Origin of the sequence: Reyranella soli (genome assembly GCF_007992495.1) — a bacterium.
Classification (GTDB): Bacteria; Pseudomonadota; Alphaproteobacteria; order Reyranellales; family Reyranellaceae; genus Reyranella; species Reyranella soli.
In genome coordinates, this window is sequence record NZ_BKAJ01000166.1 from 1 (window position 1) to 25,584 (window position 25,584).

The 25,584-nt window shown below is 66.8% G+C and carries 24 protein-coding genes; 8 read left to right on the forward strand and 16 right to left on the reverse strand.

Annotated elements, in window-relative coordinates; translation table 11 throughout:
* The 3 genes from RSO01_RS38080 to RSO01_RS38090 form a co-directional block, all read right to left on the reverse strand.
* Positions 1-1,199, reverse strand: a 1,199-nt coding sequence (locus RSO01_RS38080; protein WP_147155815.1) for an amidase, incomplete at its 3' end; no start/stop codon positions are given.
* Complete coding sequence (locus RSO01_RS38085) at positions 1,196-2,467, reverse strand: aromatic ring-hydroxylating oxygenase subunit alpha (RefSeq protein ID WP_170303672.1); 1,272 nt, start codon at positions 2,465-2,467, stop codon at positions 1,196-1,198. The genes RSO01_RS38085 and RSO01_RS38080, both read right to left, overlap by 4 nt.
* A gap of 69 nt (positions 2,468-2,536) precedes the next feature.
* Complete coding sequence (locus RSO01_RS38090; protein ID WP_147155817.1) at positions 2,537-3,019, reverse strand: Rrf2 family transcriptional regulator; 483 nt, start codon at positions 3,017-3,019, stop codon at positions 2,537-2,539.
* 211 nt (positions 3,020-3,230) lie between these two features.
* Between RSO01_RS38090 and RSO01_RS47890 the strand changes: the two genes are divergently transcribed.
* On the forward strand, positions 3,231-3,410 hold the full coding sequence (locus tag RSO01_RS47890; RefSeq protein WP_170303673.1) for a hypothetical protein: 180 nt from the start codon (positions 3,231-3,233) through the stop codon (positions 3,408-3,410).
* A gap of 37 nt (positions 3,411-3,447) precedes the next feature.
* A complete protein-coding gene (gene htpG / locus RSO01_RS38095; protein ID WP_147155818.1) occupies positions 3,448-5,316 on the forward strand; it encodes a molecular chaperone HtpG in 1,869 nt (622 codons plus the stop codon).
* A gap of 33 nt (positions 5,317-5,349) precedes the next feature.
* On the opposite strand, the gene RSO01_RS38100 is transcribed toward htpG, so the two are convergent.
* The 5 genes from RSO01_RS38100 to RSO01_RS38120 form a co-directional block, all read right to left on the reverse strand.
* Entirely contained in the window at positions 5,350-6,942 is a 1,593-nt protein-coding gene (locus RSO01_RS38100) for an alpha-amylase family glycosyl hydrolase (protein WP_147155819.1), read from the reverse strand.
* Positions 6,943-6,963: 21 nt separating this feature from the next.
* Positions 6,964-9,171, reverse strand: a complete 2,208-nt coding sequence (locus tag RSO01_RS38105; protein ID WP_147155820.1) for an amylo-alpha-1,6-glucosidase — start codon at positions 9,169-9,171, stop codon at positions 6,964-6,966.
* A 13-nt stretch (positions 9,172-9,184) separates the two neighbouring features.
* Positions 9,185-10,243 (reverse strand): glycosyltransferase family 4 protein, encoded by a 1,059-nt coding sequence (locus RSO01_RS38110; RefSeq protein WP_147155821.1) that lies wholly within the window; start codon positions 10,241-10,243, stop codon positions 9,185-9,187.
* 93 nt (positions 10,244-10,336) lie between these two features.
* Positions 10,337-10,711, reverse strand: a complete 375-nt coding sequence (locus RSO01_RS38115) for a copper resistance CopC family protein (protein ID WP_147155822.1) — start codon at positions 10,709-10,711, stop codon at positions 10,337-10,339.
* 51 nt (positions 10,712-10,762) lie between these two features.
* Positions 10,763-11,800, reverse strand: a complete 1,038-nt coding sequence (locus tag RSO01_RS38120) for a hypothetical protein (protein ID WP_147155823.1) — start codon at positions 11,798-11,800, stop codon at positions 10,763-10,765.
* A gap of 104 nt (positions 11,801-11,904) precedes the next feature.
* On the opposite strand from RSO01_RS38120, the gene RSO01_RS38125 reads away from it, so the two are divergent.
* From RSO01_RS38125 to RSO01_RS38140, 4 genes are all read left to right on the forward strand, one after another.
* Positions 11,905-13,842, forward strand: a complete 1,938-nt coding sequence (locus RSO01_RS38125; RefSeq protein WP_147155824.1) for an AsmA family protein — start codon at positions 11,905-11,907, stop codon at positions 13,840-13,842.
* A gap of 302 nt (positions 13,843-14,144) precedes the next feature.
* Complete coding sequence (locus RSO01_RS38130) at positions 14,145-16,919, forward strand: DUF4114 domain-containing protein (RefSeq protein ID WP_147155825.1); 2,775 nt, start codon at positions 14,145-14,147, stop codon at positions 16,917-16,919.
* Between the two features lie 90 nt (positions 16,920-17,009).
* Entirely contained in the window at positions 17,010-17,798 is a 789-nt protein-coding gene (locus RSO01_RS38135; protein ID WP_170303674.1) for an alpha/beta fold hydrolase, read from the forward strand.
* A gap of 84 nt (positions 17,799-17,882) precedes the next feature.
* Positions 17,883-18,296 carry a hypothetical protein gene (locus tag RSO01_RS38140; RefSeq protein ID WP_147155827.1) on the forward strand — a complete coding sequence of 138 codons (414 nt, stop codon included), beginning with the start codon at positions 17,883-17,885 and terminating at the stop codon, positions 18,294-18,296.
* On the opposite strand, the gene RSO01_RS38145 is transcribed toward RSO01_RS38140, so the two are convergent.
* The 8 genes from RSO01_RS38145 to RSO01_RS38180 form a co-directional block, all read right to left on the reverse strand.
* Positions 18,293-18,706 carry a hypothetical protein gene (locus tag RSO01_RS38145; protein ID WP_147155828.1) on the reverse strand — a complete coding sequence of 138 codons (414 nt, stop codon included), beginning with the start codon at positions 18,704-18,706 and terminating at the stop codon, positions 18,293-18,295. The two genes, RSO01_RS38140 and RSO01_RS38145, sit on opposite strands and share 4 nt — an antisense overlap.
* A 92-nt stretch (positions 18,707-18,798) precedes the next feature.
* Positions 18,799-19,206, reverse strand: coding sequence for a VOC family protein (locus RSO01_RS38150; protein ID WP_147155829.1), 408 nt, complete (start codon positions 19,204-19,206; stop codon positions 18,799-18,801).
* Between the two features lie 75 nt (positions 19,207-19,281).
* Positions 19,282-19,773, reverse strand: a complete 492-nt coding sequence (locus tag RSO01_RS38155) for a DsrE family protein (RefSeq protein WP_147155830.1) — start codon at positions 19,771-19,773, stop codon at positions 19,282-19,284.
* Positions 19,774-19,783: 10 nt separating this feature from the next.
* Complete coding sequence (locus RSO01_RS38160; RefSeq protein WP_147155831.1) at positions 19,784-20,482, reverse strand: hypothetical protein; 699 nt, start codon at positions 20,480-20,482, stop codon at positions 19,784-19,786.
* A complete protein-coding gene (locus tag RSO01_RS38165) occupies positions 20,479-21,558 on the reverse strand; it encodes a TAXI family TRAP transporter solute-binding subunit (RefSeq protein ID WP_246159098.1) in 1,080 nt (359 codons plus the stop codon). The genes RSO01_RS38160 and RSO01_RS38165 overlap by 4 nt, the downstream gene beginning before the upstream one ends.
* 28 nt (positions 21,559-21,586) lie before the next feature.
* Positions 21,587-22,504, reverse strand: a complete 918-nt coding sequence (locus RSO01_RS38170; protein WP_170303675.1) for an OmpH family outer membrane protein — start codon at positions 22,502-22,504, stop codon at positions 21,587-21,589.
* Positions 22,505-22,704: 200 nt separating this feature from the next.
* Positions 22,705-23,091, reverse strand: a complete 387-nt coding sequence (locus RSO01_RS38175; RefSeq protein ID WP_147155833.1) for a c-type cytochrome — start codon at positions 23,089-23,091, stop codon at positions 22,705-22,707.
* Positions 23,092-23,098: 7 nt separating this feature from the next.
* On the reverse strand, positions 23,099-24,322 hold the full coding sequence (locus RSO01_RS38180) for a molybdopterin-dependent oxidoreductase (protein WP_147155834.1): 1,224 nt from the start codon (positions 24,320-24,322) through the stop codon (positions 23,099-23,101).
* A gap of 90 nt (positions 24,323-24,412) precedes the next feature.
* Between RSO01_RS38180 and RSO01_RS38185 the strand changes: the two genes are divergently transcribed.
* Both RSO01_RS38185 and RSO01_RS38190 read left to right on the forward strand, forming a co-directional pair.
* Positions 24,413-25,048 (forward strand): helix-turn-helix domain-containing protein, encoded by a 636-nt coding sequence (locus RSO01_RS38185; RefSeq protein ID WP_147155835.1) that lies wholly within the window; start codon positions 24,413-24,415, stop codon positions 25,046-25,048.
* Entirely contained in the window at positions 25,045-25,530 is a 486-nt protein-coding gene (locus tag RSO01_RS38190) for a cupin domain-containing protein (RefSeq protein ID WP_218037591.1), read from the forward strand. Before RSO01_RS38185 ends, RSO01_RS38190 begins: the two co-directional genes overlap by 4 nt.
* Positions 25,531-25,584 lie beyond the last annotated feature (54 nt).

Below are 25,584 nucleotides of genomic sequence, written 5' to 3' on the forward strand. Positions count from 1 at the left end.
CGGTCCATCACCAGCGGTTCGAGCGCGACGGCGAGTGCCAGCAGATCGAGGTCGCGGCCGGGCGGCGCGATCAACGACAGGCCGACCGGCGCGCCGTCGACCGTCGCGACCGGGATGCTGATCTGCGGCAGCCCGCTCAGCCCGGCGATGCAGGTCAGCCGTTGCGCGCGCTGGCGGAAGGCTTCCACGGCATCGCCGGTGGCCGTGCGCAGCGGCGCCGGGCCGGGCGCCGTCGGCAGGCAGATGATGCCGTCGTCGCCCACGACCTCGCGCAGCCGGGCCGCGGTCGCGGCGCGGTCCGCCTTGAGCGCCTTCATGTCCATGGTCGAGGCCTCGCGGGCGAAAGCGAGGCGTTCGGCGATGGCCGGGCCGAAGACCGGCTTGGCCTGCTCGATCCAGGCGCCGTTCACCGACCAGACCTCGGCCGCCGACAGCAGCCGGAACTGCATGCGCCACTTCTCCAGTCCATCGGGCGACACCTTCACTGCCTGTGCGCCGCCGAAATGCGCGCTGACGGCGGCGACGGCCGGCGCTAGCCGGCCGAGCGTGTCGGCATCGGTCTCGGCCTCGGCATCGAGGCTGGTCATCAGGCGCTTGAGCGGCGGCCGGCTGGGCGCGGCAGCCAGCAGCACGCGGCCCACCTCGGCGAACAGCCGGGCATCGCGGGCGAACCAGCCCAGCACGTCGAAGGTCGGCTGGAAGGGCACGATGCCGTCGAGCGGCAGCAGGCCGAACGTGGTGCGGATGCCGTAGAGCCCACAATAGCTCGCCGGGATGCGCACCGAGCCGCCCGAATCGGTGCCGAGCGAGAAGTCGCAGAGCTTTGCCGAAACGGCGGAGGCCGAACCGCTCGACGAGCCGCCCGGCACGCGATCGGGCGCCGCCGTGTTCAAGGGCGTGCCGTAGTGGAAATTGTCGCCGTTCAGGCTGTAGGCGAGCTCATCGCTGATCGTCTTGCCGATCATGGTCGCGCCGGCCGCGAGCAGGGTGGTGACGCAAGGCGCCGTGCTGGCCGCGGGCGCGTGCGTCTCGAGCCAGCGCGGATTGCCGGCGCCGGTGACATGGCCCTCTACGTCGATGAAGTCCTTTACGCCGAAGGTGAGGCCGGCGAGTGGACCGGTTGCGGCGCCGGCCAGCGCGAAGCGGCCATGCGGGCAGAACGCGCCCGCCGTGTCCTTGAAGTCGGCGGCCGCGGTCATTCCGCAGCCTGAGCAGCGCTCGGCAGCGGATAGTTGCGCCGCCGCGCCTCGGCGCGATAGCGCACGGCCAGCCAGCGGTTGAACTGGGCGAGCGTCTCCTCGAGATAGGAGAAGCGTCCGCGCGGCGCGAAGCGAGAGTACTTGGAGCGCTGCATGGCGAGATTGACGGTGGTGTCCTGCTCGCCGAGCTGGCGCGAACCTTCCATCATGCGATTGGCGCGGGCGTGGAAGTCGGGCAGGGCGACGGTGCTCTTGGGCATGCACCAGCCGCCCGCCGTGAACAGCCCGCCACCGACCTTGAGACTGGTCGGTCCCTGCGGGAAGACGAGCCCATAGCACAGCATGTCGGGCATGAAGATGATGTTCATGTTGGGCGGCACCATGCCGAAGCCGACCCGGTTCCTCTGCTTCTCGCTCAAACCCTCGATGATCGGGAACAGTGCAGGTGCGGCCCAGCCGTTCTCGGTCAGGCTGCCGTCGCGCTCGAGGAAAGGCACGTAGCGCACGATCACGTTGTCGTCGGGCCCGCGCCAGGGATCGAACTCCACACCGGTCGAGGGCGCGAAGTCGTGGATGATCGGATGGACGAACTGGGTGTGATAGGGCTCGATGTAGTTCTCGAGCAGCATCTTCCAGTTCCACGGCAGCGCCTTGGTCGTGATCTCAGGCTCGACCGTCACCATGTTGTCGAGGTCGTAGCCTGCCATGTAGGGCTCGAGCTTGGTCATGGTCGGCGCCAAAGGCTTGGCCGTCGGGTCGAAGTTCGCGAAGATGAAGCCGTACCACAGCTCGACCTTGAGCTGCGGCAGCGCCTCGGTGCGCTTGAGCTCGGCCAGGCTCGCGGTCTGGCCCATGTGCGGCGCGCCGACGAACTCGCCCGCGAGATCATAGGTCCAGCGGTGATAGGGGCAGGTGAAGGTGCGGGTGTTGCCCGTGCACTCTTCCTTGAGCGTGTGGCCGCGATGGCGGCAGACCGCCGACAGGGCGCGGATCTCGCCATCGCTACCGCGCACGACGAGGATCGGCTCGTCGGCGAGCGTGAGCGCCATGTAGTCGCCGGGGGCGGGGATCTGCTGGGCGCGGCCGATGCACAGCCAGGAGCGCATGTAGACCGCCGCCATCTCAAACTCGTAGAAGGCCGCCGACATGTAGGCCTCGGGCGGCAAGACGCGGGCGCTTTCGACCGGGCCGTCGGAAGCGTCGAGGCCGTCCAGCACGGCCGCGACGTCGGGATGCAGGGGTGCGGGGTGTCTGGCGTTGGCTGACATGACGCTCCATGAACCGCCGGCTCGTCGGGCCGGCGGATTCATAGATGCATCAACTATGCCACTTTGAAGCTACCAGGCCCGACGCTTGCCGAGGACGGGGTTGGCTGCGGCTTCACCGGACTCGGTGAGCTGGAACAGCTCGGCCATGAGCGGCCTCGTCACCAGAAGATCGGCCAGGGTGTAGTCGTCGAGCACGCGGAAGAAGGCGTCGAGCGCCTTGCGCAGCGAGGTGCGCAGCAGGCAGGCCGGCTCGATGCGGCAACTCCCGCCGGCCTCGAAGCAGCCGACCAGGTCGAAATCGTTCTCGGTGTGCCGCACGACCTCGCCGATCACGATATCGGCGGGCTTTTGTGCCAGTCGCAGGCCGCCGCCGTTGCCTCGGGTGGCGGCGACGTAGCCGCCGCTCACCAAGTGGGTGGCGACCTTCATCAGGTGGTTCTTGGACACCCCGTAGGCGTCCGCCACCTCGCTGATGGTCACGGTCTCGTTCGGCCGCGTCCCGAGATAGAGCAGCATCCGGAGCGCGTAGTCGGTGTGAAAGGTCAGGCGCATCAGGTCTCCACGCTATGCCTGCATCCCTAGCAAAGAGCCTGCCTAATAAACATCCGAAATGCATATTTGGAGACAGATTGCGGTGTGAATTTTGGGGCGTGTCCTACAGCCGGGCGCTCCATCCCTCTTGAAACCGCCTCGACCGCTCTTAAATCGACCGCCGCGGTGCGCCGCATTCAGGGCCCGCACATTTGTCTCCGCATGTTGCTCCATGGAGGACGTGATGATGCAAATTGGCGATCTGCAGCCCCAGCCGGCCTTTCTGAACCCTTTGCCGGCGGAAGCTGACAAACAACAGCAGCCGTCCAAGCGCTTGCCTGCCGAGGAGCAGGAGCCTCTGTTCGTTTCGCCGCCACCATTGCCTTGGCCGCGCGTCTTTCCGGGGCTATAGGCGGGTCCGCTCAAAGCAAATCAATGGACGGACTCGGATGAACGCAGACGCAGGCACACAATCGCACCAATTCCAGGCGGAGGTCGCCGAGCTCCTCAGCCTGATGGTCCATTCGGTCTATTCCGAGACCGACGTCTTCCTGCGCGAGCTGATCTCCAACGCCTCGGACGCCCTGGACAAGCTGCGCTACGAGGCGATCTCCAAACCCGAGCTGCTGGCCGGCGCCGAGAAGCTCGCCATCCAGCTGAAGCCGGATGCGACCGCCAAGACGTTGACCATCGCCGATACCGGTATCGGCATGGACCGCCAGGAGCTTGTCGACAACCTCGGCACCGTGGCGCGCTCGGGCACCAAAGCCTTCCTCAAGGGCCTGCAGGACGCCAAGGACGGGCTCGGCCTGATCGGCCAGTTCGGCGTCGGCTTCTACTCGGCCTTCATGGTGGCCGACCGCATCACCGTGACCAGCCGGCGCGCCGGCACGCCGGAGACCTGGGTGTGGACGTCGTCGGGCGGCGCGGGCTTCGAGCTGGCGCCGGCCACCGAGGAGCAGGCGGCCCGCGTACCGCGCGGCACCGAGATCGTCCTGCACCTGAAGGACGACGCGGCGCGCTACCTGCAGCCGTTCGAGCTCGAGCGGGTGATCCACACCTACTCCGAGCACATCCTCTTCCCGATCGAGCTCTTGGACGACAAGGGCGAGGCGCGGCAGGTCAACGCCGCCAGCGCTCTGTGGCAGCGGTCGAAATCGGAACTGAAGGCGGAGGACTACACCCAGGCCTATCGCTCGATCGCCATGGCGTTCGACGAGCCCGCGCTCACCCTGCACTACAAGGTCGAGGGCCGGCAGGCCTATGCCGTGCTGCTGTTCGTGCCGACCACGCCGCCGTTCGACCTCAGCGATCCCGGCCGCAAGGGCCGCGTAAAGCTCTATGTGCGGCGCGTCTACATCACTGACGATGCCGAGTTGCTGCCGTCGTGGCTGCGCTTCGTGCGCGGCGTCGTCGACAGCGAGGATCTGCCGCTCAACCTGTCGCGCGAGATGCTGCAGAACAACCCGCAGGTGACGCAGATCCGCAACGGCCTCACGGGTCGCATCGTCGGCGAGCTGGAAAGCTCGGCGACCAAGGAGCCCGAGACCTGGACCAAGATCTGGAACGCCTTCGGCGCGGTCCTCAAGGAGGGACTGTACGAGGACCACGAGCGGCGCGGCCAGCTTTTGGCAATGGCGCGCTTCGCCACGACGGCTGGCGAAGGCCGTTCGCTGAAGGACTATGTGGCCGACCTCAAGCCCAACCAGACGGAGATCTATTATCTCGTGGGCGAGAGCGCCGAGCGCTTGAAGTCCAATCCCAAGCTCGAGGCGGCGCGGGCGCGCGGCGTCGAAGTGCTGCTGCTGACCGACCCGGTCGACGCTTTCTGGACGTCCATGCCGCAGGAGTTCGAGGGCAAGCCGCTGCGTTCGCTGAGCCAAGGCGACGTCGATTTCGGCCTGGTCCCGCTGCTCGACGACAAGAAGGCCGAGGACCAGGGATCGACCGAAGACGATGCCGCCGTCCTGAAGGCCGTGAAGGAAGCGCTGGGCAACAAGGTGTCCGACGTGCGCGCCTCGCAGCGCCTGACCGAGAGTGCCGCCTGCCTGGTCGCCGCCACCCAGGGCCGCGACCGCGAGCTCGAGCGCCTGCTGGCGCGCGCCAACCGCGGCACCGGTGCCAAGCCGATCCTCGAGCTCAACATGCGCCACGATCTCGTGAAGGCCGTCGGCACGGCGCCGACCGACGAGGCGGCCGAGCTCGCCAACCTCCTGCTCGACCAGGCCTACATCCTCGACGGCGAGGTGCCGGCCGATCCCGCGGCCTTCGCCCGCCGGCTCAACACCTTCGTCGTGCGCGGATTGGGCAAGGGTTAGGTCCGGAGCGCGGACCTCCAGGCCCGCGCTCCATCATGACAGCTCGACCACGACGCCTTCGTTGTCGCGTAGGGCCAACGCATCGGTGACAACCTCGCCATCGCGGTCGCCGTGTGTCGAGAGGACGAGTCGGCCGCTCACCTCGCCCTTCGCGAAATCGACCTCGACCGGTTCGGCGCCGAGATTGAGCGCGACGACGAAGCGCTCGCGATCCAGCGCGCGCTGGAACAGCAGCAGGTCGCCGGTCGCGGTCATCGGCCGGTAATCGCCGACGGCCAGCGCAGGATGGGCGCGGCGCAGGGCGATCAGCCGCTTGTGCAGGGTGAAGATCGACGTGCGGTCGGCCCGCTGATTCTCGACATTGAGCTGGCGGTGATCTTCGCCCAGCGGCAACCAGGGCTTGCCCTTGGTGAAGCCTGCCTTGCTCGATGCATCCCATTGCATGGGGGTGCGGCAGCCGTCGCGACCCAACCCCAGTCCCGGCACGTTCAGCTCGTACGGATCGCGCACGCGGTCCGGCGGGATCTTGATCTGGCGCATGCCGATCTCGTCGCCGTAATAGAGGGTCGGCATGCCGCGCAGGGTCAGCAGAAGCATGGCCGCGACCTTGGCCTGCGCGTCGCCGACGCGCGAGGCGATGCGCGGCTTGTCGTGGTTGCCCAGCACCCAGTTCGGCCAGCCACCCTTGGGCAGGGCCGTTTCATAGCGATCGATCAGGCCGGCGAGATGCCGCGCCTTCCAGGGCGCGCTCAGGAGAGCGAAGTTGAACGGCAGATGCAGGCCGTCGAGATCGCGGCCGTAATAGGCCACCAGCTTGTCGAACGGCAGGTTGAGCTCGCCGATCAGCAGGCGGTCGGGAAACTCGTCGATCACGTCGCGCAATCCGGCGATGATGTCATGCGCCTCCGGCCGATCAGCCGTGTAAAGCGGCAGGACCGCCGTATCCGGCGGATCGCCGTCGCGGTAGGCGGGGTTGGCCGGATTGTCGCGAAACGCCTCGTCCTTGATCAGATGGCGGACGGCGTCGGCGCGGAAGCCGTCGACGCCGCGCTTCAGCCAGAAGCGCACGACCTCGTGCATGGCGGCCGCCACCTCGGGATTGCGCCAGTTGAGGTCGGGCTGCGAGGCGAGAAAGGTGTGCAGGTAATACTGCCCGCTCGCCGCATCGAATTCCCACGCCCCGCCGCCGAACTCCGACAGCCAGTTGTTGGGCGGCCCTCCGCCCGGTGCCGGGTCCCGCCAGATGTACCAGTCGCGCTTGGCCGAGCTCTGCGCGGCGCGGCTTTCCTGGAACCAGGGGTGTCGATCGGAGCTGTGGTTGGCCACCAGGTCGAGGATCACCTTGAGTCCGCGTTTGTGTGCGTCGGTCAGCAGGGCGTCGAAGTCGGCCAGCGTGCCGAACATTGGATCGATGTCGCAGTAGTCGGCCACGTCGTAGCCGAAGTCGTCCATGGGCGAGGGGAAGACGGGCGACAGCCACAGCGCATCGACGCCGAGCTCGACCAGATGATCGAGCCGCTGGCAGATGCCACGAATGTCGCCCACGCCATCGCCGTCGCCGTCGCGAAAGGATCGCGGGTAGATCTGATAAAGGACGGCGCGGTGCCACCACGCAGGATCGGCCATGCTCAGTGTCCGCTCGTATCCTCAGGAAAGATCGACGCCCAGCCGGCCACGACGGCCCAGGACCTCGACCGAGAGGTCACTGCCGCGACGGCGCAGGGCCACGTCGACCGCCGCATCGCCGAGCGACAGGCGGCGCAGCGTTACATCATCGAGGAAGTCGGGCAACAACGGCTCGTCGAACGCCACCGAGCCGCGCGCCGTGTCGAAGCGTAAGCCGAGGCAGGATTGCAGCAGCGACAAGGGCGTCGCCGCCGCCCAGGCCTGCGGCGAGCAGGCGACCGGATAGAAGGTCGGGCCATGCGCGCGCTCGCGCGGGAAGCCGCAGAACAGCTCGGGCAGCCGGCGCAAATCGATATAGGCCGAGGCTGCGAACAGTCCGCCGAACAGTCGCGCCGCCTCGCGCCTGAAACCGTAGCGCGCGAATCCTGCCGCGATCAGGGCGTTGTCGTGCGGCCACACCGAGCCGTTGTGGTAGCTCATCGGATTGTAGCGCGCCTCGCCGACGGCGAGCGTGCGCACGCCCCAACCGGAGAAGAAGGCGTTCGACGTGAGCGTCTTCACTATCGCTGCCGCGCGCTTGGGCAAGGCGATGCCGCTGAACAGCGCATGACCGGCATTGGACGCGCGCACGCGGCACGGCCGCTTGTCGCCGTCGAGCGCCAGCACAAAGGTGCCGAGCGACTTGTCGAAGAAGGCGTCATCGAAGCGCTGTTGCAGACGGCTGGCGCGCGCGGTGTAGCCGTCGGCGGCGTCGTTGTCGCCCAGTCGGCGCGCGATCAGGGAAGCGGCTCGCCACGCGCCGAAGGCATAGGCCTGGACCTCGACCAGGGCGACCGGCCCGCGGGCCAGCGTGCCGTCGGCGTGGAAGATCGAATCGTGGCTGTCCTTCCAGCCCTGGTTGATCAGGCCGGTGTCGCGCATGCGGCCATACTCGATGAACCCGTCGCCGTCGCGATCGCCCGAGTCGTCCATCCAGCGGAGTGCCGCCAAAATGTTCGGCCATAGCTTGCGCACGGTCTCGACATCGTCGGTGCGTTCGAGATAGGCGCCGGCCAGCATGACGAACAGCGGCGTGGAATCGACGCTGCCGTAATAGTGCCGGAACGGCACCTCGCCCAGCAGCGCCATCTCGCCCTGCCGCATCTCGTGCAGGATCTTGCCCGGTTCGGCGTCGGCGGCCTCGTCGGTGGTCTCGGCCTGGTGGCGCGCGAGGTGCTTCAGCACGCCGCACGCGATGGCGGGATCGAGCCACAGCGTCTGCATGGCGGTGATCAGTGCGTCGCGGCCGAATACGGTGCTGAACCAGGGGATGCCGGCATAGGGATAGGGACCGTCCGGCGTGTCGGTGATCAGCATGTAGAGGTCGGAGACCGACCGGCGTATGGCCTCATTGAACGTGGTGCTGGAACTGGTGATCGCGGCGGCGCGCGCGGCCGAGGTGCGGAGCGTCCGCCGCGCCCGCCGCAGCGCCTGCAGGAAGCCCGGCCGTGCCTGGTCCGGCGCGTTCTCCTCAGGGGCGCAATCGATCGTCAGGTCGATGTTCCGCGTCTCACCCGGCTGCAGCACGAGTTCGAACAGGGCACCGTCGACGCTGAGCTTGTCGGGCGGCGTCGCGAAGCTCACCACCGTACGGCGCGTCAGGCCGTCGAGGCCGGTATAGCCCAGCGTGACGTCGTTGCCGCTGACCGAGCCGGCATGACGCAGGCCGTGACGCTCGCGCCGGGTGCCGCGCACCTCAAACAGGTCGGCGAAATCGGCGGCGAAGGACAGGCCGAGCCGCAGGCGCTGCGGCGTGCTGCCGAAATGGCGCACCGCCAGCCGCTCGTGGCACGCTGCTTGCCACAAAAAGCGCATGCGGCGCAGATGCACCAGGTCGTGCTCGAGGACCAGGCGCCCCATCGTGTCGTAGAGATCGGGATTGGTGAGGTCGCAGGTCAGCATGGCGTTGTCGTCGCGCAGCGTCGAGCTGAGCAGCATCGGCCGCTGGCCGTCGAGCGTGATGAGAAAATGCGAGAGGTATCGCGTGTCGCGATGATAGAGGCCTTCAGGGCTGCCGGGGCCGGCCACGGCATCACCGTTGGGATCGAACACGCCGAAGCTGTCGCCGTGCTTCAGCGTCCGCGTCCGGCGCTCCTGCAGCGAGGTGGCGGCCGGAATGAAGAACTGCGCCGTCGGCACACCGGGGCCGGCGGGAGCAGGGGCGTGGGCCACTTCCTCCGCGTTCTTCATGCCGCTTCGCCCCTCATTCGGCCGCGCTTAGCTCGACCGGTTGGCGCGTGTCCAGCAGGCGGCGATAGATCGCGACGTAGTCTCGGGCCATGCGCGCCGCTGTAAAGCGTTGGTCGAAGACCTCGCGGATGCGCCGACGATCGAGGTTGCCGATCAGGCTGACGGCCGACACCGCCTCCTCGATACTGTCGACCACGAAGCCGGTCACGCCGGGATCGACGACCTCGGGCACCGAGCCGCAATTCCACGCGATGACCGGCGTGCCGCAGGCCATCGCTTCGATCATGACCAGGCCGAACGGTTCGGCCCAGTCGATGGGAAACAGGAGCGCCGAGGCGTTGCCGAGGAACTCGGCCTTCTCGGCATCTCCGATCTCGCCGATGTAGCGCACGTTGGCGTGGCGCCGCAGCAGCGGCTCGATATCCTCGCGCCAGTAGTCGCGATCGACCTTGTCGATCTTGGCGGCGATGCGCAGCTCGCGCCCGCTGCGCGCCGCGATCTCGATGGCGCGGTCGGGCCGCTTCTCGGGCGAGATGCGGCCGAGGAAGGCAAGATAGTCTCCGCAGCGCGCTGCAAGCGGCTTCAGCAGATCCTGCGGCAGGCCATGATGGATACGGCCCGCCCAGTTGACCGGCGGCATGGGCTTGCGCTGGTTGTCGGAGATCGACACCAGCGGCGCGTCGCTGAAGACGCTGTAGAGCGGATGCATGTCCGGCAAGTCGAGCCGGCCGTGCAGGGTCGTCACCGTGCGCGAGGCGAAGTCGCGGATCACGGGGTAGTGCAACATGTCGACGTGGAAGTGCAGCACGTCGAACGACGAGGCAAGCCGGCGGACCTCGTCGAGCATGATCAGGTGGGCGGGAATCGGATCCTTGACGTCGCTCAGCCGCAGCGCCTTCGTCGTGCACGGCACCAGGCGCGCCCGCGTCAGCGAATCGCCGCTGGCGAACAGCGTCACGTCGTGGCCCTGCTCGACCAGTTCCTCGGTGACGTAGGAGACGATGCGCTCGGTGCCGCCATAGAGCCGGGGCGGCACGCTTTCCATGAGAGGCGCGACCTGGGCGATCTTCATCGGGATCCCTCGCTCTGCATCCCGCCGGCCCAAGCCCGGGATATGCTACAGATGTCGCAACGATCTCACGGGGCAATTGGTTGCGACCGCCGTTCAGGGCGGGCTCTTCACCGTGAATGGAATATCGCCTTGGATAACCTTGACCCCCTCCATGGTGCGCACGATCCAGCGCAGCTGGTATTCGCCGGGCGCCAAGGTCGGTGCACGGGCAAACAACACGTTGGGCTCGGTCTGCAGCCGCGGTTGCAGGCGTTCGACGAGTTGCCCGCCCCGCCAGATCGACAAATTCGAATGGATGTGGTCGATCGGCCGGTCGAAGCGCACGAAGAACGAGCTGCTCGGCTCGCCGATCACGGCCTGGGCCTTGGGCGCGGAGTCCATGACCTGAACGTCTTGCGCCCAGGCAGGCGCGGAAAATGCCATCGCAAACAGGCCGATCAGGGCCAAGCGTCGGGTCGAGAAGTCCATGCAGGATAGTTTCTTCAATCATGCAAGGAGTAAAGGGTAGAAGCGAGACCCTCACACGACCTTGACGGCAATGTCGTTCGACACATCGACGGTCGAGCGATCGCCCGAAGCGCGCAGCACTACAGAGCCTTTGCCGCCGATCTTCGCGTACTTCATCTTGCCCTCGAAGCCGCCGTAGCCCTCGATGCGGCAGCCGTCGAGCAGCATGCTGCCGCCGTTGAGGAAGGCGTCGACCAGGTAGGGCTGCGACTTGTAGGTGCTGGCGCGGCAAGCGAACAGGCGGCCCTCGTTGGCGAGCTTGATGCCGCAGCCGCCATTGTTCTCGAAGCCGCAGCCCATGGCCATGGACAGGCCGCTGGTGGCGAGCAGGCCCGGTCCCTTGTTCTCGACGAAATAGGTCTGCGAGATATTGAGGTCGCGCGGCTCCTGGTAGGGCAGGTTGCTCTGCGTCTCGATGCCGGCGTTGCCGTTCTTGCGCATCTGACCGCCGAAGATGGCGATGGCTGAGACGATGCCGATGTCGCCGATCGGGCCGTTGTTGCGGAAGGTCATGCCGTTGCGGCCGTTGTCGGCACAGGTGATGGCATGGCACTCGCCCTCGAACACGCTGCCGTCGAAATGCAGCCCGTCGCGCGCGAAGTGCTCGATGTCGAGGTTCATCAGCTTCCAGCTGTAGAGCCAGCTCTGGTTGGTGAGGCATTCCAGGCCGATCGCGTCCTGCGCCGGGCTGGCGGCGAGGATCGTGCCATTCAGGATTTTCATGCCGCGCAACGCGATGTTCTTGGCGCGCGCCGGAATGCGGATGGTGATGGCGCGCTTGTTCGCATCGTTGAAGTCGGCGATCAGCTTGGCGCCGTTTAGATCGAGGCCCGGGCCGAGCAGGTTGGACGTGACCTCGATGGTGATCGGTTTGCGCAATTTCACATTGCCGCCGCGCCAGTCGAGCACGTCGCCGTCGGCGAACTTGGCGCGCAGGGCTTCCTCGAAGCCCGCCGCCTCCGTTTCCTTGCTCTGGGCGATGGCAGGGGCAGCGACGGCGGCGGCGGTCGCCGACGCCGCGGCCAGGAACCTTCGTCTGGTCTTAGGCATGCGTCGAGTGTCCTGCGGCAGAGGCTGTCACGGCGAGTGATCGAGTTGTGGCTGCCGCACGGACCGGCGGGGAACTAAACCGAGAGCCGAATCGTTCCCAACACATGGCCCGTGTGCTCAGAATCCTGGCCTGGACGGCCGGTGTTCTAGTGGTCCTGGTCGCTGTCGCGATCGGGACCGTGTATTTTTATGTCACATCCGATGATTTCCGTGGCCGGATCGAAAGCCACGCCAGCACGCTCTCGGGGCGCAAGACCACGATTGCCGACATCTCGGTCGACTGGGGCCTCACTTCGCACGTCCATCTGGGCGGCGTTCAGCTCGCCAATGCCGAGTGGGCCAAGGAGCCCCACATGCTGAAGGCCGAGCAGGTCGATTTCGAGATCCGCCTGTGGCCGCTGATCGGGGGCAACCTGGTGCTGCCTAGCCTGGTGCTGCGCAAGCCCGAGATCGTGGTCGAGAAGGGCGAGCAGGACCAGATCAACTGGGAACTGGGGGAGGCGCCGCCCGCGGCGGCGGCGGCCAAGCAGGTGGTCGAGCCCGACAATCGCTTCGAGACACCCGTGATCGGCCGCCTCGAAGTCACCGACGGCAAGCTCACCTACCGCGATCCCAAGCGCAAGCTCGACCTCGATGGCACGGTCTCGACAGCCAGGGGTGAGGCCGGCGACCAGCCACAGGCCAGGCTAGAGCTCAAGGGCAAGCTCGAGGGCCAACCGCTTGTCGTCCGCTTCGTCGGCGGCTCGCTGATTATGCTGCGCGACACCGAGCAGCCCTATCCGCTCGACCTCGACGTCACCTTCGGCGCCACCAAGCTCAAGGCCAAGGGCACGGTCATGGACCCCTTCCAGTGGACCGGCGCCGACGTTCAGCTGTCGCTGTCAGGCCACGACCTCGCCGACATCTATCCGCTGCTCGGCATCCCGGGCCCGCCGACGCCGCCCTACAACATCGTCGGCAAGCTGCATCGCGAGGCCGGCATTTGGAAGTTCATCGACAGCAAGTGGCATGTCGGCGACAGCGACCTCACCGGCGAAGTCACGGTCGACGAGCGCCGCAAGCCTGCCTTCCTGACGGCCAAGCTCGTGTCGAACAAGCTGGTCTTCGCCGACCTGGCGCCGCTCGTCGGCGCGCCGCCCGACAAGCCGGGCGGCAATGTCTCGCCGCAACAGCGCCAGACCCAGCAGCAGCTCGAAGCCTCGGGAGATCTCTTCCCCAACTTGCCGCTCAAGGTCGAGAAACTGCGCGCCATGAACATGGACGTGACGCTCGACGCCAAGCGCGTAATTGCGCCCGCCTACCTGCCGGTGCAGGCGCTGTCCTTCCGTGTCGTGGTGCAGGATGGCGTGGCGACGGCGAAGCCGATCACGCTGATCCTGCTGGGTGACGGCCAGAGCGCCGGCGCCGGCAAGATCGCGGGCGAGCTGGTGGTCGACGCCAAGGCCGATATACCCAAGGTGCGCACCAGCCTGGTGCTGAGCGACATCGAGCTGCGCAACTTCTTTCGCAACTCGCAGTATTTCGATGCGACCTACGGCAAGATGCAGGGCCGCGTCGTGCTGGCCGGTGCCGGCCGCTCGCTCGCCCAGGTGATGGCGACGGCCGACGGTCACTTTGCGGCGGCGCTGGGCGGTGGATCGGTATCGAGCCTGATGGTGAGTCTTGCGGGCTTGCAGGTCTTCGATGCGCTGATCCTCTACGTCACCGGCGACAACCGCATTCCCATCAAGTGCGCGGTCGGCCGGCTGAACTTCAACCATGGCACCGTCACCTTCGACCGCACCTTGCTCGACACCCAGAAGTCGGTTCTGCATGTGCAGGGCCAGGCTTCGCTGATCAACCAGGCCGTGAAGGCCGAGATCGACGCCGACGCCAAGCAGTTCGACCTTCTCGACCTGCACGGGGCCGTCATCGTCCAGGGCAAGCTGCGTCAGCCGCATGTCTCGCTGGGCCGCATCTTCCCGATTCCGACGCCGGTGATCGGCACCGCCAGGGACGTGGCCTGCGGCCAGATCACCCAGCAGCTGTTCCAGGGTCAGTAGCAGACGACCTTGTTGCAGTCTTCGCGGGCTGAGTTGCAGTCTCCTCGCGTTGTGCGTCATCGCCACCCACGGTACGAAGGCGCTCAAGTCATCTTGAGTCCGATACCGGCATGCCCAACAGTCCTTCGACTTTTCTCGACGCGTACGGCGCCGGTCTCAGCACATCGCAGCAATATCAGACGCTCTCCCAGACAGGGAACTCTGCCGCGGCTGTGAGCGTGTTGAACACGCTCTTTTCCTACGGCGACCACGCGCCGTCGATCACCAGCGCGAGCTCATCGAGTGTGTCGAGCACCACATACGTGACTGTTGGACTCGTTCTCGACCGTAATAACAACATTTCAGCCGACCCGCTGCTCTCCGGCACCTGGGCGCAGCGCCAGGCCGCGCTGGACCAGTACTCCAGCCCTGCCGATCTCTGGGCCACCTACGGCGCGAATACCGGCGACTACAACACCGTGCAGGGAAGCGTTCCCAGCGATGCCTTTCTGCTGGCGAACCAGCTCGGCTATTTGTCGTCCGCCGCCGACCGGACCGTCTGGGCGACCTTCACCGTTGCAGAGTTCGCGCAGTTCTTCGGTCTCGCGTCGACCGACGTCTACGTCGTCACGCCGAACAGCAATTCCGGCCAGGCAACTTTCGTGGCCTGGGCGGGCAGCCTGACACTTCCCAGCAGTGTCTCCGGCCTGTGGGTCGACCAGAATGTCTCGATCACCACGCCCCATCTGATCAATTCCACGGCCGTGCCATTGACCGGGCTGCCGGGCATCGGCAACGGCGCCAACAGCACGCCCGCCCAGACGGTGGCGACGCCGGCGGCCGTGGCGGCCAACTACAATTTCCCGCTCGGCGCCGATGTGCCGACCGATCCGATCGCGCTGGTCGAAAACACCGTCAACAATCAGGCAGGCTTGTTCGCGGCCTACAACCTGTATCGCCAGCAGGTCGGCCTCTCTCCGGTCACCCAGGCGCAGTTCCAGGTGCTGTCGGGCACTACCGATCCTCAAGGCGTCGTGATTCCCGAGCTGACGCTCGACATCTCGATCGTTGCCGGCGCCGTGCCGAACAGCACCCAGCTCCTCTATTCATTCCTGAACACATATCCGTACAACGCGAACAGCACGCCTTTCAGCGCCTATCAGCTGGCCTTCTTCGACACGACGAACCACCCTTCGGTAATCACCTCGTCCTATCCGGCGGTAGGTCAGGCGAGTGCCGGTTCGGTCTTCGACTGGGCGTGGCAGGAACTGTTCAAGGACGGAGCACTGGCCAACGTCTCGGTGCACATGGCGGCAGGCGACGAAGGGGCAAGCGCCAACTTCCCCAACGGCACGGTCAATGTCGCCCACACGCACTCTTCGCCGTTCACCCTGCTGGTCGGCGGCACCTCGATTGCCGGGCTCTATACCGCCCAGAACGATACGACGATCGAGCAAACGGCAGCTCTCGCCGTGGCCGGCGATCCGGCGACCATCTTCCCACTCGTCGCTGCTGGCCTCAAGACGCTGCCGTCACACCTCTCCGCCGCGGCGCCGGCTGCCATGGCGACAGTCTTGACGACAATGTTCGAGACGGTGTGGCAGTCGATCGCGGTCGAGTCTGGCACGCCCACTTCCGTGTCGTTCGGCTCGCACCAGACCGGATCGGGCGGCGTGGCGACAGGCTGGTCGATTCCGGACTACCAACAGGCCTTCGGCCTTTCCACGCTGACCAACGGCAATCGCGGCATGCCCGATGTCGCAGCACTGTCGTCCGGCGACACCTACTACGCCGTCCTGTCCGCCGACTATGTGAACGGTACGTCGACGACCCTGTTGCACGGCGACGGTGGTACCAGCGCGGCTGCGCCGCTGTGGGCGTCGCTGACCACCCAGTTCAACGCCGTTTTCGTCGACCAGGGGCTGCCCAAGCTCGGCTACTACAACGACCTGCTCTACATCGCCGCGGTGATCGCACCGGGCTCGTTCAACGACGTGCAGCTCGGCAACAACGACAACAGCTACTTCACGTCGACGACGTCGACCGGTTACACGTCGCCCTACTATGACCATCTGTACGTGGCGGGGACCGGCGAGGGATACTCGGCGGGGCTTGGCTACGACCTGGCGAGCGGGTTGGGCACGCCCAACGGCCTGCTGCTGGCGCGCGCACTCTCCGCCATTGCCCATTCGCAGGTCAACTCCCTCGCTGACCCGAGCACCAGCCCACCGATGCTCGACGCCGATGGGTCGGGTTGGGAGAGCGGCGCCGACCAGGCGCTGCTGTTCCAGACGACGGGCAATGGCGCGACCGTCCACCTCGATCTCGGCGACCATGCCACGCTGTTCTCGAGCGGTGCATCGGCGAGCTATTCCTGGACAAGCCGGCTGGCGCAGCAATCGCTGCAGTCCGACTTCGATCCGGGCCTGGCACTGCTGTTCGACAAGCAGGGGCAGGGCGCGGTGAGCTACGCGCGAGTCGCCAACAACGAGACTCTTGCCGTCACCGTCGACGGTGTCGCCGGCCAGGCCACCCAGGCAAGCCTCAGCGATCCCTACGGCTTCGCCGATTTCTTTGCCGGCAGCGACCAGGTGCGCGTGGCCCGGCCCGTGGCCATCGCCGAGACCGTCGGCGGCCAGGACGACCAGGTCGCCGTGGTGCGCATGCGCCAGGTTGGCGAGAACAGCCTGCAGCTCACGCTCTACAAGGTCGACGATCTTGCCGGCACCATCGACGGGCTGGCGCCGGGCCACCCCGCCTACGCCGCGGCGGCGCAGGGCCGCGCCTACCTGACCACGTACGGCGCCAACTCCATCAGCGGGCCTGGCTACGGCCAGTTCGGCTATACGGAGCTGCAGGGCGTCAATGCCGGCGACATCATCGCCATGCGACTCGACAATCAGACGACCGGTGCCGTCTTCTGGGCCTTCGCCAACGCCAACGAAGTCGTCAACGGCCAGAAAGTCGGCCATCTGTGGAACTACGGCCTCAATACGTGGGGTTGGGAAGACACGTACGGTGGCGGCGATCACGACTACAACGACCTCATCGTCCAGCTGGATTTCACCAGCGCGTCCGGTCACCACTGGCTGGTCTGATCAGCGGCAAATCAGGTAAGCTTGCCGGCAATATCGGAGGCGCGCGAAGCGCACCGCCTTGGGGTGGGGACACGCATGCAGAGACGTGAGTTGGCGCACGCCGCGATCGCGCTCGTCGTTGCCTTCGGCGTCGCCACGAGCGCCGCAGCGCAGGGCGCGATCGGCCTGATCTACATGAACGGCAAGCAGGGGCCGACCAATACGGCGGGCTCGAACGACATCGCCGCCAAGGCTACTGCCGCAGGCATCAAGGTCATCGTGCCGTCGATGCCGTGGGGACAGGGCGGCTGGGAGAAGATCAGCGTCACGCCGGACCAGGTGTTCGGGATGATCGACGGCTACGCCAGCCAGCTGCGCGCCGAGGGCGCGCAGCGCATCGTGGTGGGCGGCCAGAGCCTTGGTGCCAACGTGGCGCTGTCCTACGCCGTGGCGCGCCAGAACGTAGCGGGAGTCGTCATGGCGGCTCCGGGGCACAGCCCTCAAGGTTCATCCAATCGCAACCCGACGATCAGGGACGCCGTCGACCAGGCTTGCCAGCTGGCGAAATCGGGCCAGGGCAACCAGTCCTTCTCCGGTCTGGATGAAAATCAAGGGAACAGCGTCCGCGTGTCGACCACGGCGGCGGTGTATTGCGCCTGGATGAACCCGCGCGGTCTGGCCAGCATGCCGACACAGGCGAGTCAGCTGCCCGCCAACATCCCGCTGATGGTGATCATCGGCACCAAGGATCCATCCTTCGGCTTTACCGAGGCCAATATCTACCGGCCGGCGGCCAGAAATCCGTACAGCAAGTACGTGGTCATCGACGGTGGCGACCATCGCAACACCGACCACTCGGCATCCCAACGCATCATCGACTGGATCAAGGGGCTGCCCTAGCGACCAAGCGACCCTTCATCGCCATGCCCCACTCAAGGTATAAGGGGGCGGGCGGGAGCGAGGGCAGCAAGAGGACTGGTCGAGGTGGCAGGTCGGCAGACGACGAGACGCAAGGCAAAGGCTGGTCCCCAGGCTCCCCCCCGGGGTGGCGGCCGCGCGTTCCGGCCTGCTCCCCCCACGGGCTTCTGGCCAGGCCAGCAGGGCTACGCCATCATCCCCTGGTGGAACCCCCTGCATTGGAACTGGCGGCGCGGCCTGGTCCGATTATGGCTGCTCGCCTCGCTCATATGGGGGGGCTACTGGCTGTATAATCTTCAGCTTGCCTGCGCCTTCTGGTTCGCCCCCTGGTGCGAGGCGCCGGCCCATGTCGACTGGCCCAACGGCAGCATGCTGCTGGGCTTGGCAATGGTCCTGTTGAGCGGCCCGATCCTGATGCTGGTCGCATGGTGGGTCACCCGCTGGGTGATCCGCGGCCTGCTGGCGCGCCGGGCCCGCTAAGTGGGGACGACCGGCTCGAAGGCCGGGCATCTAAGTCCGAGTTGCCGAAAGGCGTCGTCCCGTGTGCTCACCACGTCGCTGTCTCCGCCTGCCCCACCGCGTTGGGTGCCGTAAAGGCGTATCGGGCTGAAGATGTCGTTGGCCGGCATTATCATTATGCGCCGGGTGCCGCGGATCGCGCGCCGGTCGGCCGCGAACTGCGGCCAATCCCTGAGCTGGATGGCAAACTCGGTGACCTTGGTGAAATCGAGGACGACGGCGAACGGCCCGTGACGCACCTGAAGGGCGCGCGCAGCCGTGTCCAGGTCGATGGTGATCTGCAGGGTGAAGGCGCCGGAAAACGTCGCTAGCAGCACCTTGTTCGTCTGGTCGAAGAACAACGCGAGAGGCAGGTCGGACTCACTCGACATCGCGCCTCTTATACGACGCCTGCGCCGTGGCCCGAAGAGAATCGTTCCAACACACTGACTGTAGCTTCGCTTACCCGTGGTAGCGCCGCCTGCTATTTGTACGACGAGATCTCGATCAGGCTGCCGTCGGGATCGCGGCAATAGACCGACACGATGGTGCCCATGGCGCCGCGCTTGTCGGCCGGGCCTTCGATGACGGCCACGCCGCAGGCGCGCAGGTGATCAGCCACCGCCTGGGGCGAGGCGCTGGTCAGGAAACAGAGATCGTCGCTGCCGGCCTTCTCGTGATCGGCGGTGAACCACTCCTCCTTGCTGGCCGAGAGCGGCCTGAGGTTGATCTTCTGCCGGCCGAACCTCATCGAGGTGCGCCGGACCTTGCCCGGTCCGGGATCGAAATCCTCGCGCGTCATGCCGAGCACGCGCTGGTACCAGTCGGCTGCGACCTCGACGTCGCGCACGTTGATGACGAGATGGTCGAGGGCCTCGATGGCGAGCGGCATGGCGGGAACCTCCTGGAGCCTCGGTGTTATCACGTCACGCCCAGGCCCACGAGGTATGGCTTGCGAACCGGCCAGTCAGGGCCGGACGTAGGTCCAGCCCTGCTCCTGCAGCTCCATGAGCCGCACAACGCCCGACTTGACCACGGTGGCCTGGGCCACCAGCGGGATCGCCTTGTTCTCGGCCTTGCCCATGTTTTCCTGCGTGTTGCCGCAGGCCTTGAACGAGATCGCCGACCCCTTGCCGGCGATCGCGCTGATCCGGTCCTTCACTGGCGAAGTGTCGTCACGCAGCATGTGCAGGCCCGGCCCGAAGGTGACGATCTCGATCTCGATCTTCTCGCCGCGCTCCTTGTAGTACTGCTCGACGTTGGTCGCGTTGTTCAGTGCGAGGTTCATCGTCGACGGCTCATTGCTGTTGACCTGCAGCACGAGGCGATGCGCTTTTTTCGTCGCCGCAGCCGGCGGCGTCGCGGCGAGCTCCCGTCCCTGCGCCACTGCGGGCGGCGCAAGGAGAAGCAGCGCCGCACACACTGCTGCCAGGTGAATCGCCTGATCGAACCTTGTCATCGTGCTCTCCTCAGTTACGTCGCCATTTGCAGGGGCCGGCCAGCCGGGGCACCAGCGTCTTGATGTCGGCCAGGTCGTATCGTCCTTCGAGTGTCTCGCCCTGCCGCTCGGCGACGCGGAAGGCGATGGTGCCCTGATCCGGCAGCGACAGCAGGAAACCTGCGACGTCACCTTTCAGGGCGATGCCGGTGCCCGACGACGACAAGCCGGTCGTCGCCGTCACCGGCGGCGCGTCGTTGATCGCATAGCTCACGACATGGTCCTCGGCCCGGCGCATCAGGGGTGCGCTGCGGATGGCCATCTCGGTGCGACCGCCGCGGCATTGGATCGAAAGCTGCAGGACGCCCTGCGGTCCGGCGCCGGACGAGGCCGTGGCGATGGCGACGGGCGAGTAGTCGACGGGCGACCGTGTTTCGCTGACGATCCATTTGCTGCTCGCTGCCGCCGTCGGGGCTGCAGGTTTCGGCGGGAGCGTGGCGGCAGCGGCGGGTGGAGAGGCGGCGGCCGGTGCAGGCGCAGGTGCAGGAACCGGGCCGGGCGTCGCGGCCACCTGCGGCGGCGGCGCCTCTCCGGCAAGCTTCTCCAGGCATCGCATCCGGTCGGCGTAAGATGGCAACGAACAGGCGCTGAGCGCGTCGCTGCTGCTTTGGCCCGATGCCGCAATGCTGACCAGCATCAGCGCCGAAGCCGAGATCGCCGCGGCCTTCATCGCTTTTCCGCCGTCTTGCGCGCCGACCGGTCGAGCCAATCCTGGGCCGCCGGAAAGCGCGCGAGGCCGGGCACCGTGGCGCCGAGGTTGATCGTCTTCCATTTGGGGTCGAACCCCGCGACCTGCAGCTTGTCGACCCGACTGAACAGGTGGTCGGTGAAGCGCGCGACGCGCTGGTAGCGGTTGGAGCCGGCCGGCCAATTGTAGGAGACCAGCGCCGTCGACACCGCGACCGTCGGGATGCGCTCGCCTGGCTTGAGCAGGCCGGGATAGTCGGTCGCCTCCAGCGTGGCCGGCAGGTAATAGTCCTCGAACCTGGCATCGTAGGTCACCGGCAGGAACTTGAAGCCCGGCTCCCACTGGCTGCGCAGGAACGCGTCGACCGGCTTGGAGGTGATGAACACCACCGCCGCCATGTCGTCCGTGCCCTTCTTCATCTGCTGCAGGGCGATCGGGTGCGGGATGAAGGTCTTGTCGATGTCGATGCCCAGCCGGCTGAAGATCAGCGGACCGGTGTAGGCAGCCGCCGTGCCCAGCGTGTTGAAGTTCACTTTCTTGCCGGCGAGATCCTGCAGGCTCTGGATCTCGGGCCGCACGAAGATGTGCAGCTCCGACGGGAAGAGGTTCAGCAGATAGGTGACGTGCCGGCGGAGCTCCGGAAGCTGGATGCGGTATTCCTCGAGCGAATCGGAGTTGATGATCGCGAGATCGACGCCGCGCAGGTAGAGCAGCGAGTTCAGGTTCTCGGTCGGCCCGCGCGTGACGATGGGCAGGACATGCAAGTTCGCACCGTCGTCGACCACGCGTGCCATCTCGGAGGCAAGCCTGAGCGGCGCGCCTTCGATCAGGCCGGCCGCCAAGCCGACGGTCCAGGCATTGATCTTGTCCTGCTGCGCGCCGAAGTTCAGCGGCCGCGCCGCCGGATCCTGTCGCGCCACCGCGGGCTGCTCCGGCCGCGGCGTCATCGCGGCCTGCTCGCGCGGTTGCGCCAGCGACTGGCTGGTCATCAACGCCAGGGCAATCGCTGCCGAAAGCGACAGCGCGCCCAGAAGGCGTCCGCCGGATATGGTGATCATTGTTTTCCTCCCTGTCAGACTCGTCCTTTCATCGCCGTAAGATCGCCAATCGCTCCTTTGCCGCCGCGACGCCGGCGACCAGCGCCTTGGCGTAAAGCTCACCAGCCCGCGAAACGTCACCTTGGGTGCCCAAGGCTCCCCAGGCGGCAAGGACGCCCGGGTCGAACGTCTCGGCCAGCGCGAACAGGGCGGATGCGCTGCCGGTCTCGGCCGCGCGTTCCAGCACGATGCGGGCTGCGGCGATGTCGCCCTGGGCAAGAAGCAGGCTGGCGCGGGCCATCAGGTGCAGCAGTTCGGGATCGGCGGGCGTCTCTGGCGCATTGTCTTTCGCCGTGTCGGCGACTGGCGCAGGCGTGGACGCCGCGACGGGGTCGTGGCGGGCGGCGAGCTGCTGCTGGAGCTCTCGATTGCGCTCGCGCTCCTGGGTCAGCGACTGGGCGAAGCGCGCTGCTGCGGCCTCCGATTGCTGCAAGGCCTGCTGCAGGGCGTCGCGTTCCTGGTCCTGCGCCGCCTTGTCGACCGACGCTACGGCGCGTGCGGCGAGCTCACGCCATGCGGCGCCCAAGGCGGCGCCGAGCTTCTCGACCTTGTCCTGTTCCTGCTGCAGCGCCTGCCTTGCTTGAGTGAGCTCCTCCCCGGTACGCGCGGCGGGCGCGCTCGCCAGCCACCAGCCGGCCAAAGCGGCGACAGCGCAGGCGACGGTCGGCGCGAGCCACAGCCGGGGTACCTGCCACTCGCTGCGCGGCATTTGCGCGGCCGTGATGGGGGCGAGGCTGGTTTCCGATCTGGCGGCGCGCCAGGCAGCGAGCTGCTGGTCCAGCCGATGACGGTAGCGCAGCAGTTCCGGATCCGCCGGGATGGCCGGCAACCTCGCGCGCGTCGGAGCCGGCGGCCGAGTGCCTATATACGGCTCCGGCTCGAAATCGCCGGGTGCGTCCGGCGCCATTGTTGGTGCCGTTCGTACTCCGTCGCGGGCGTGCCCGCTGTCGCGCGACATGACTTGTCACCCTGGATCCCACACGGTCAGCTGCGTGACTGCCCTGGATGCTTCCCCAACCATCCCGGCACGCAGCGTCGGCTCACACTAGGCCTGGGCCGGCGCCCATGGGTGTGATCACCCTGCGTCCGCGTTCCGTCGGAACCCGATCACTTCGCGCCTTTGGTCTCCGACAGGTAGTCGACGATGGCGGTCGCGTTGGCCTGGTCGATCGGCGCCTTGAAGGCATGGATCATCTTGTCGACCTCGGCGGCCCATGTCGCCTTGGCAAGGTCGGGCTGGGTCAGCACCATGCCGGCGGAGTGGCAGGACAGGCAGTTGGCGTTGATGGCGTCGGCCGCCGCTCCGCCAGGGAAGGTGATGTCGCTGGTCGGCAGCTCGACCGAGACCGACTTCAGCACGAAGCCCTGCGGTTTGCTGGGGGACGCCGTCGTAACGGGCGCCGGCAGATCCTGCGGTCCGGGATGGCCGATGATCGCCAGCACCACGCCCGCGAGAATGGCAGCGCCGAATCCGACTTGAGCAGCGTTGATCATGGGTGCCTCACGCCGCCGTCAGGTGAAGGGACTCGATGGCATTGTGCATGAAGCCGGTCGGGTTCCAGTTCATCGTCTTGGGTTGGGCGAGCCCATCGCTGTTGGTGCAGCGGACCATGACCGTCACGGCGCCGGCCGGCGGCGTGATATCGGTCTGCCATTGGCGGAAGCTGTACTTGCCCTCGTCGCTGCCGAGCATCGTCGGTCGCCAGTTCACGCCATTATCAAGGGAGATATCGACCGACTTCACACCGGCCGCGCCGCCGAAGGCGATGCCGCGCAGCGCCGTCGCCGCGCCGGCCTTTATCGTCGCCCCGTCCTTGAGGTTGGTGACGAAGGAGCGCGGCACCATCCTGTTGATCGGCACCATCTTCACGCCGGCCTGACCCGGCGTCATGTCGGCGCCCGGCGTGTCGGGAATGAGATAGGCGTTCTTGGTCCAGAAATTCTCGTCGGGCGTGGCGAGCACCTCGATACGATCGAGCATCTTCACCCAGTAGGTCGAATACCAGCCGGGCACGACCAGCCGCAGCGGAAAGCCGTTGAGCAAGGGCAACTGCTCGCCGTTCATGGCGTAGGCGATCATCACCTCGCCGTCGCGCGCATGGTCGAGCGCGAGCGACTTCATGAATTTCGGCGCGCCGTCGACCACCGGCTGGTCGAGGCCGGCGAAGCGCGCCTGCAGGGCACCCGGCTTCACGCCGGCCCGGTCGAGCACGTCCTTCAGGCGCACGCCCATCCACCTGGCGTTGCCCATGGCGCCGTTGGCCCATTGTGCGCCCGCCACCGAAGGCTGTGAGAAGCCGCGCGAGTTGCCCGAGCATTGGTTCACGGCCGCCAGCTCGACGCGCGGCAGCCCGTCGACGATGTCGTTGAGGGTGAGAGACAGCGGCTTGTCGACATGGCCGCTCACCGAAAGGCGAAAGCTCGCGACGTCGATCTCGGTCGGGATGACGGCCCAGTGCCAGCGCACGTAGAACTGGTCGTTGGGGGTGAAGACGCCGCGATCGAAGACCTCGAACGGCGTTTCGAGCAGCGGCGGCCGCGTGCGCTGCAGGATCATCGTCGCCTTCTGCGGGAAGGCCGTCGTCAAGGCGCGCTCCCGCGGGCCGCCGGGCAGCGGCAGCTCGACGGTCGTGTCGGCCCAGGCCGAACCGGAAACGAGTGCAAGACCGCCGGCTCCCGCCTGTCCCAGGAAGGAACGTCGTGTCGTAGTCGTGCTCTTGCGCATCCGTTCTTTTAGCCTATCCCGATCGTTTGCTGGCTTTCTCTGTAAGAAAGTAGACTTGCATATAAGGAAAGTCCCGGCCATGCTGCCGCCATGGACAAGGTCACCCAGGCCACCCGCGAGATCGGCAATCGCCTGCGCTCGGCACGTATCGGGGCCAGCCTCACGCTGGCGTCCGTGGCGCGCCAGGCCGGCCTGTCTGAAAGCTTTCTCTCCCGGCTCGAACGCGGCCAGGCCGTGGCCTCGATCGCCAACCTGATCCAACTCGCCGAGGTGCTGGGGCTCGGCCTACACGAACTGTTCCAGAGCGCCAGCGCGCCGGCCAAGACGCGCGTCGCCGTCCATCGCGCCGACGGCGGCCTGAAGGATGTCGCCGCCACGGGCTATCGCTTCCGCCATCTCGGCGGCGGCGCGCCGCTCGACCGGCTGGAAGTCTTCCATCTGGTCTTCCCGCGCGCCAAAGGCATGGCGGCCACGGTCTCCCATCCCGGCCAGGAGCATTGCTACGTGCTGTCGGGCGAGGTGCTGTTCCACGTCGACGGCGTGGCCCACCGGCTGAAGCCGGGCGACGGCATCCTGATCGATTCGCAGCTGCCGCATCGCGCGGAGAATGCCGGCCGCGGCCAGGCGCACGTGCTGATGACCGTGGCGCGTCCGGCGGAAGCAATTGACGTGCCCGACTGGTGGCATCTCGCAACCTCGACCGAGAAGGAGAAAGCCAGGCCATGAGCAAGCACATCCCGGACACGGCCACCGCCAATGCCGCGCTCCAGACCGGGCGCGAGGCCTCGCGGCGCGATCATCTGCCGTACCAGGTGCGCCATCTCGACGAGGTCGAATGGGAGACCATCCGCTGGCCAGGTGAGACCGGCAAGATGCTGTTCCACCCCACGCCCGAGCAGCCGACCGCGCCCAACGCCGGCATCCTGCGGCTCGAGCCCGGGGCGCATCATCCCGAGCACTATCACGGCTTCGCCCAGGTCTGGCTGATCCTGAAGGGCGAGTTCACGATCGACGGCCGGCTCTGCCCGCCGGGCACGATGCTCTATCACCCCGATCCGCATTTTGAGGGCGAGTTCCATACCGCGACCGGCGGCGAGATCATGATCGTGCAGTATCCCGGCCCGTCGACCGGCGAGCGGCCGATCTATGCCGGCCGCTTCAACATGACCGAGCGCAAGCCTCTCGCTGAGGAACGCGTCGACCTCTGAGCTCATCGTCTTCCGGACCGCGCGCTTCCAGCGCTCATGAGGCGCGCTGGAAGC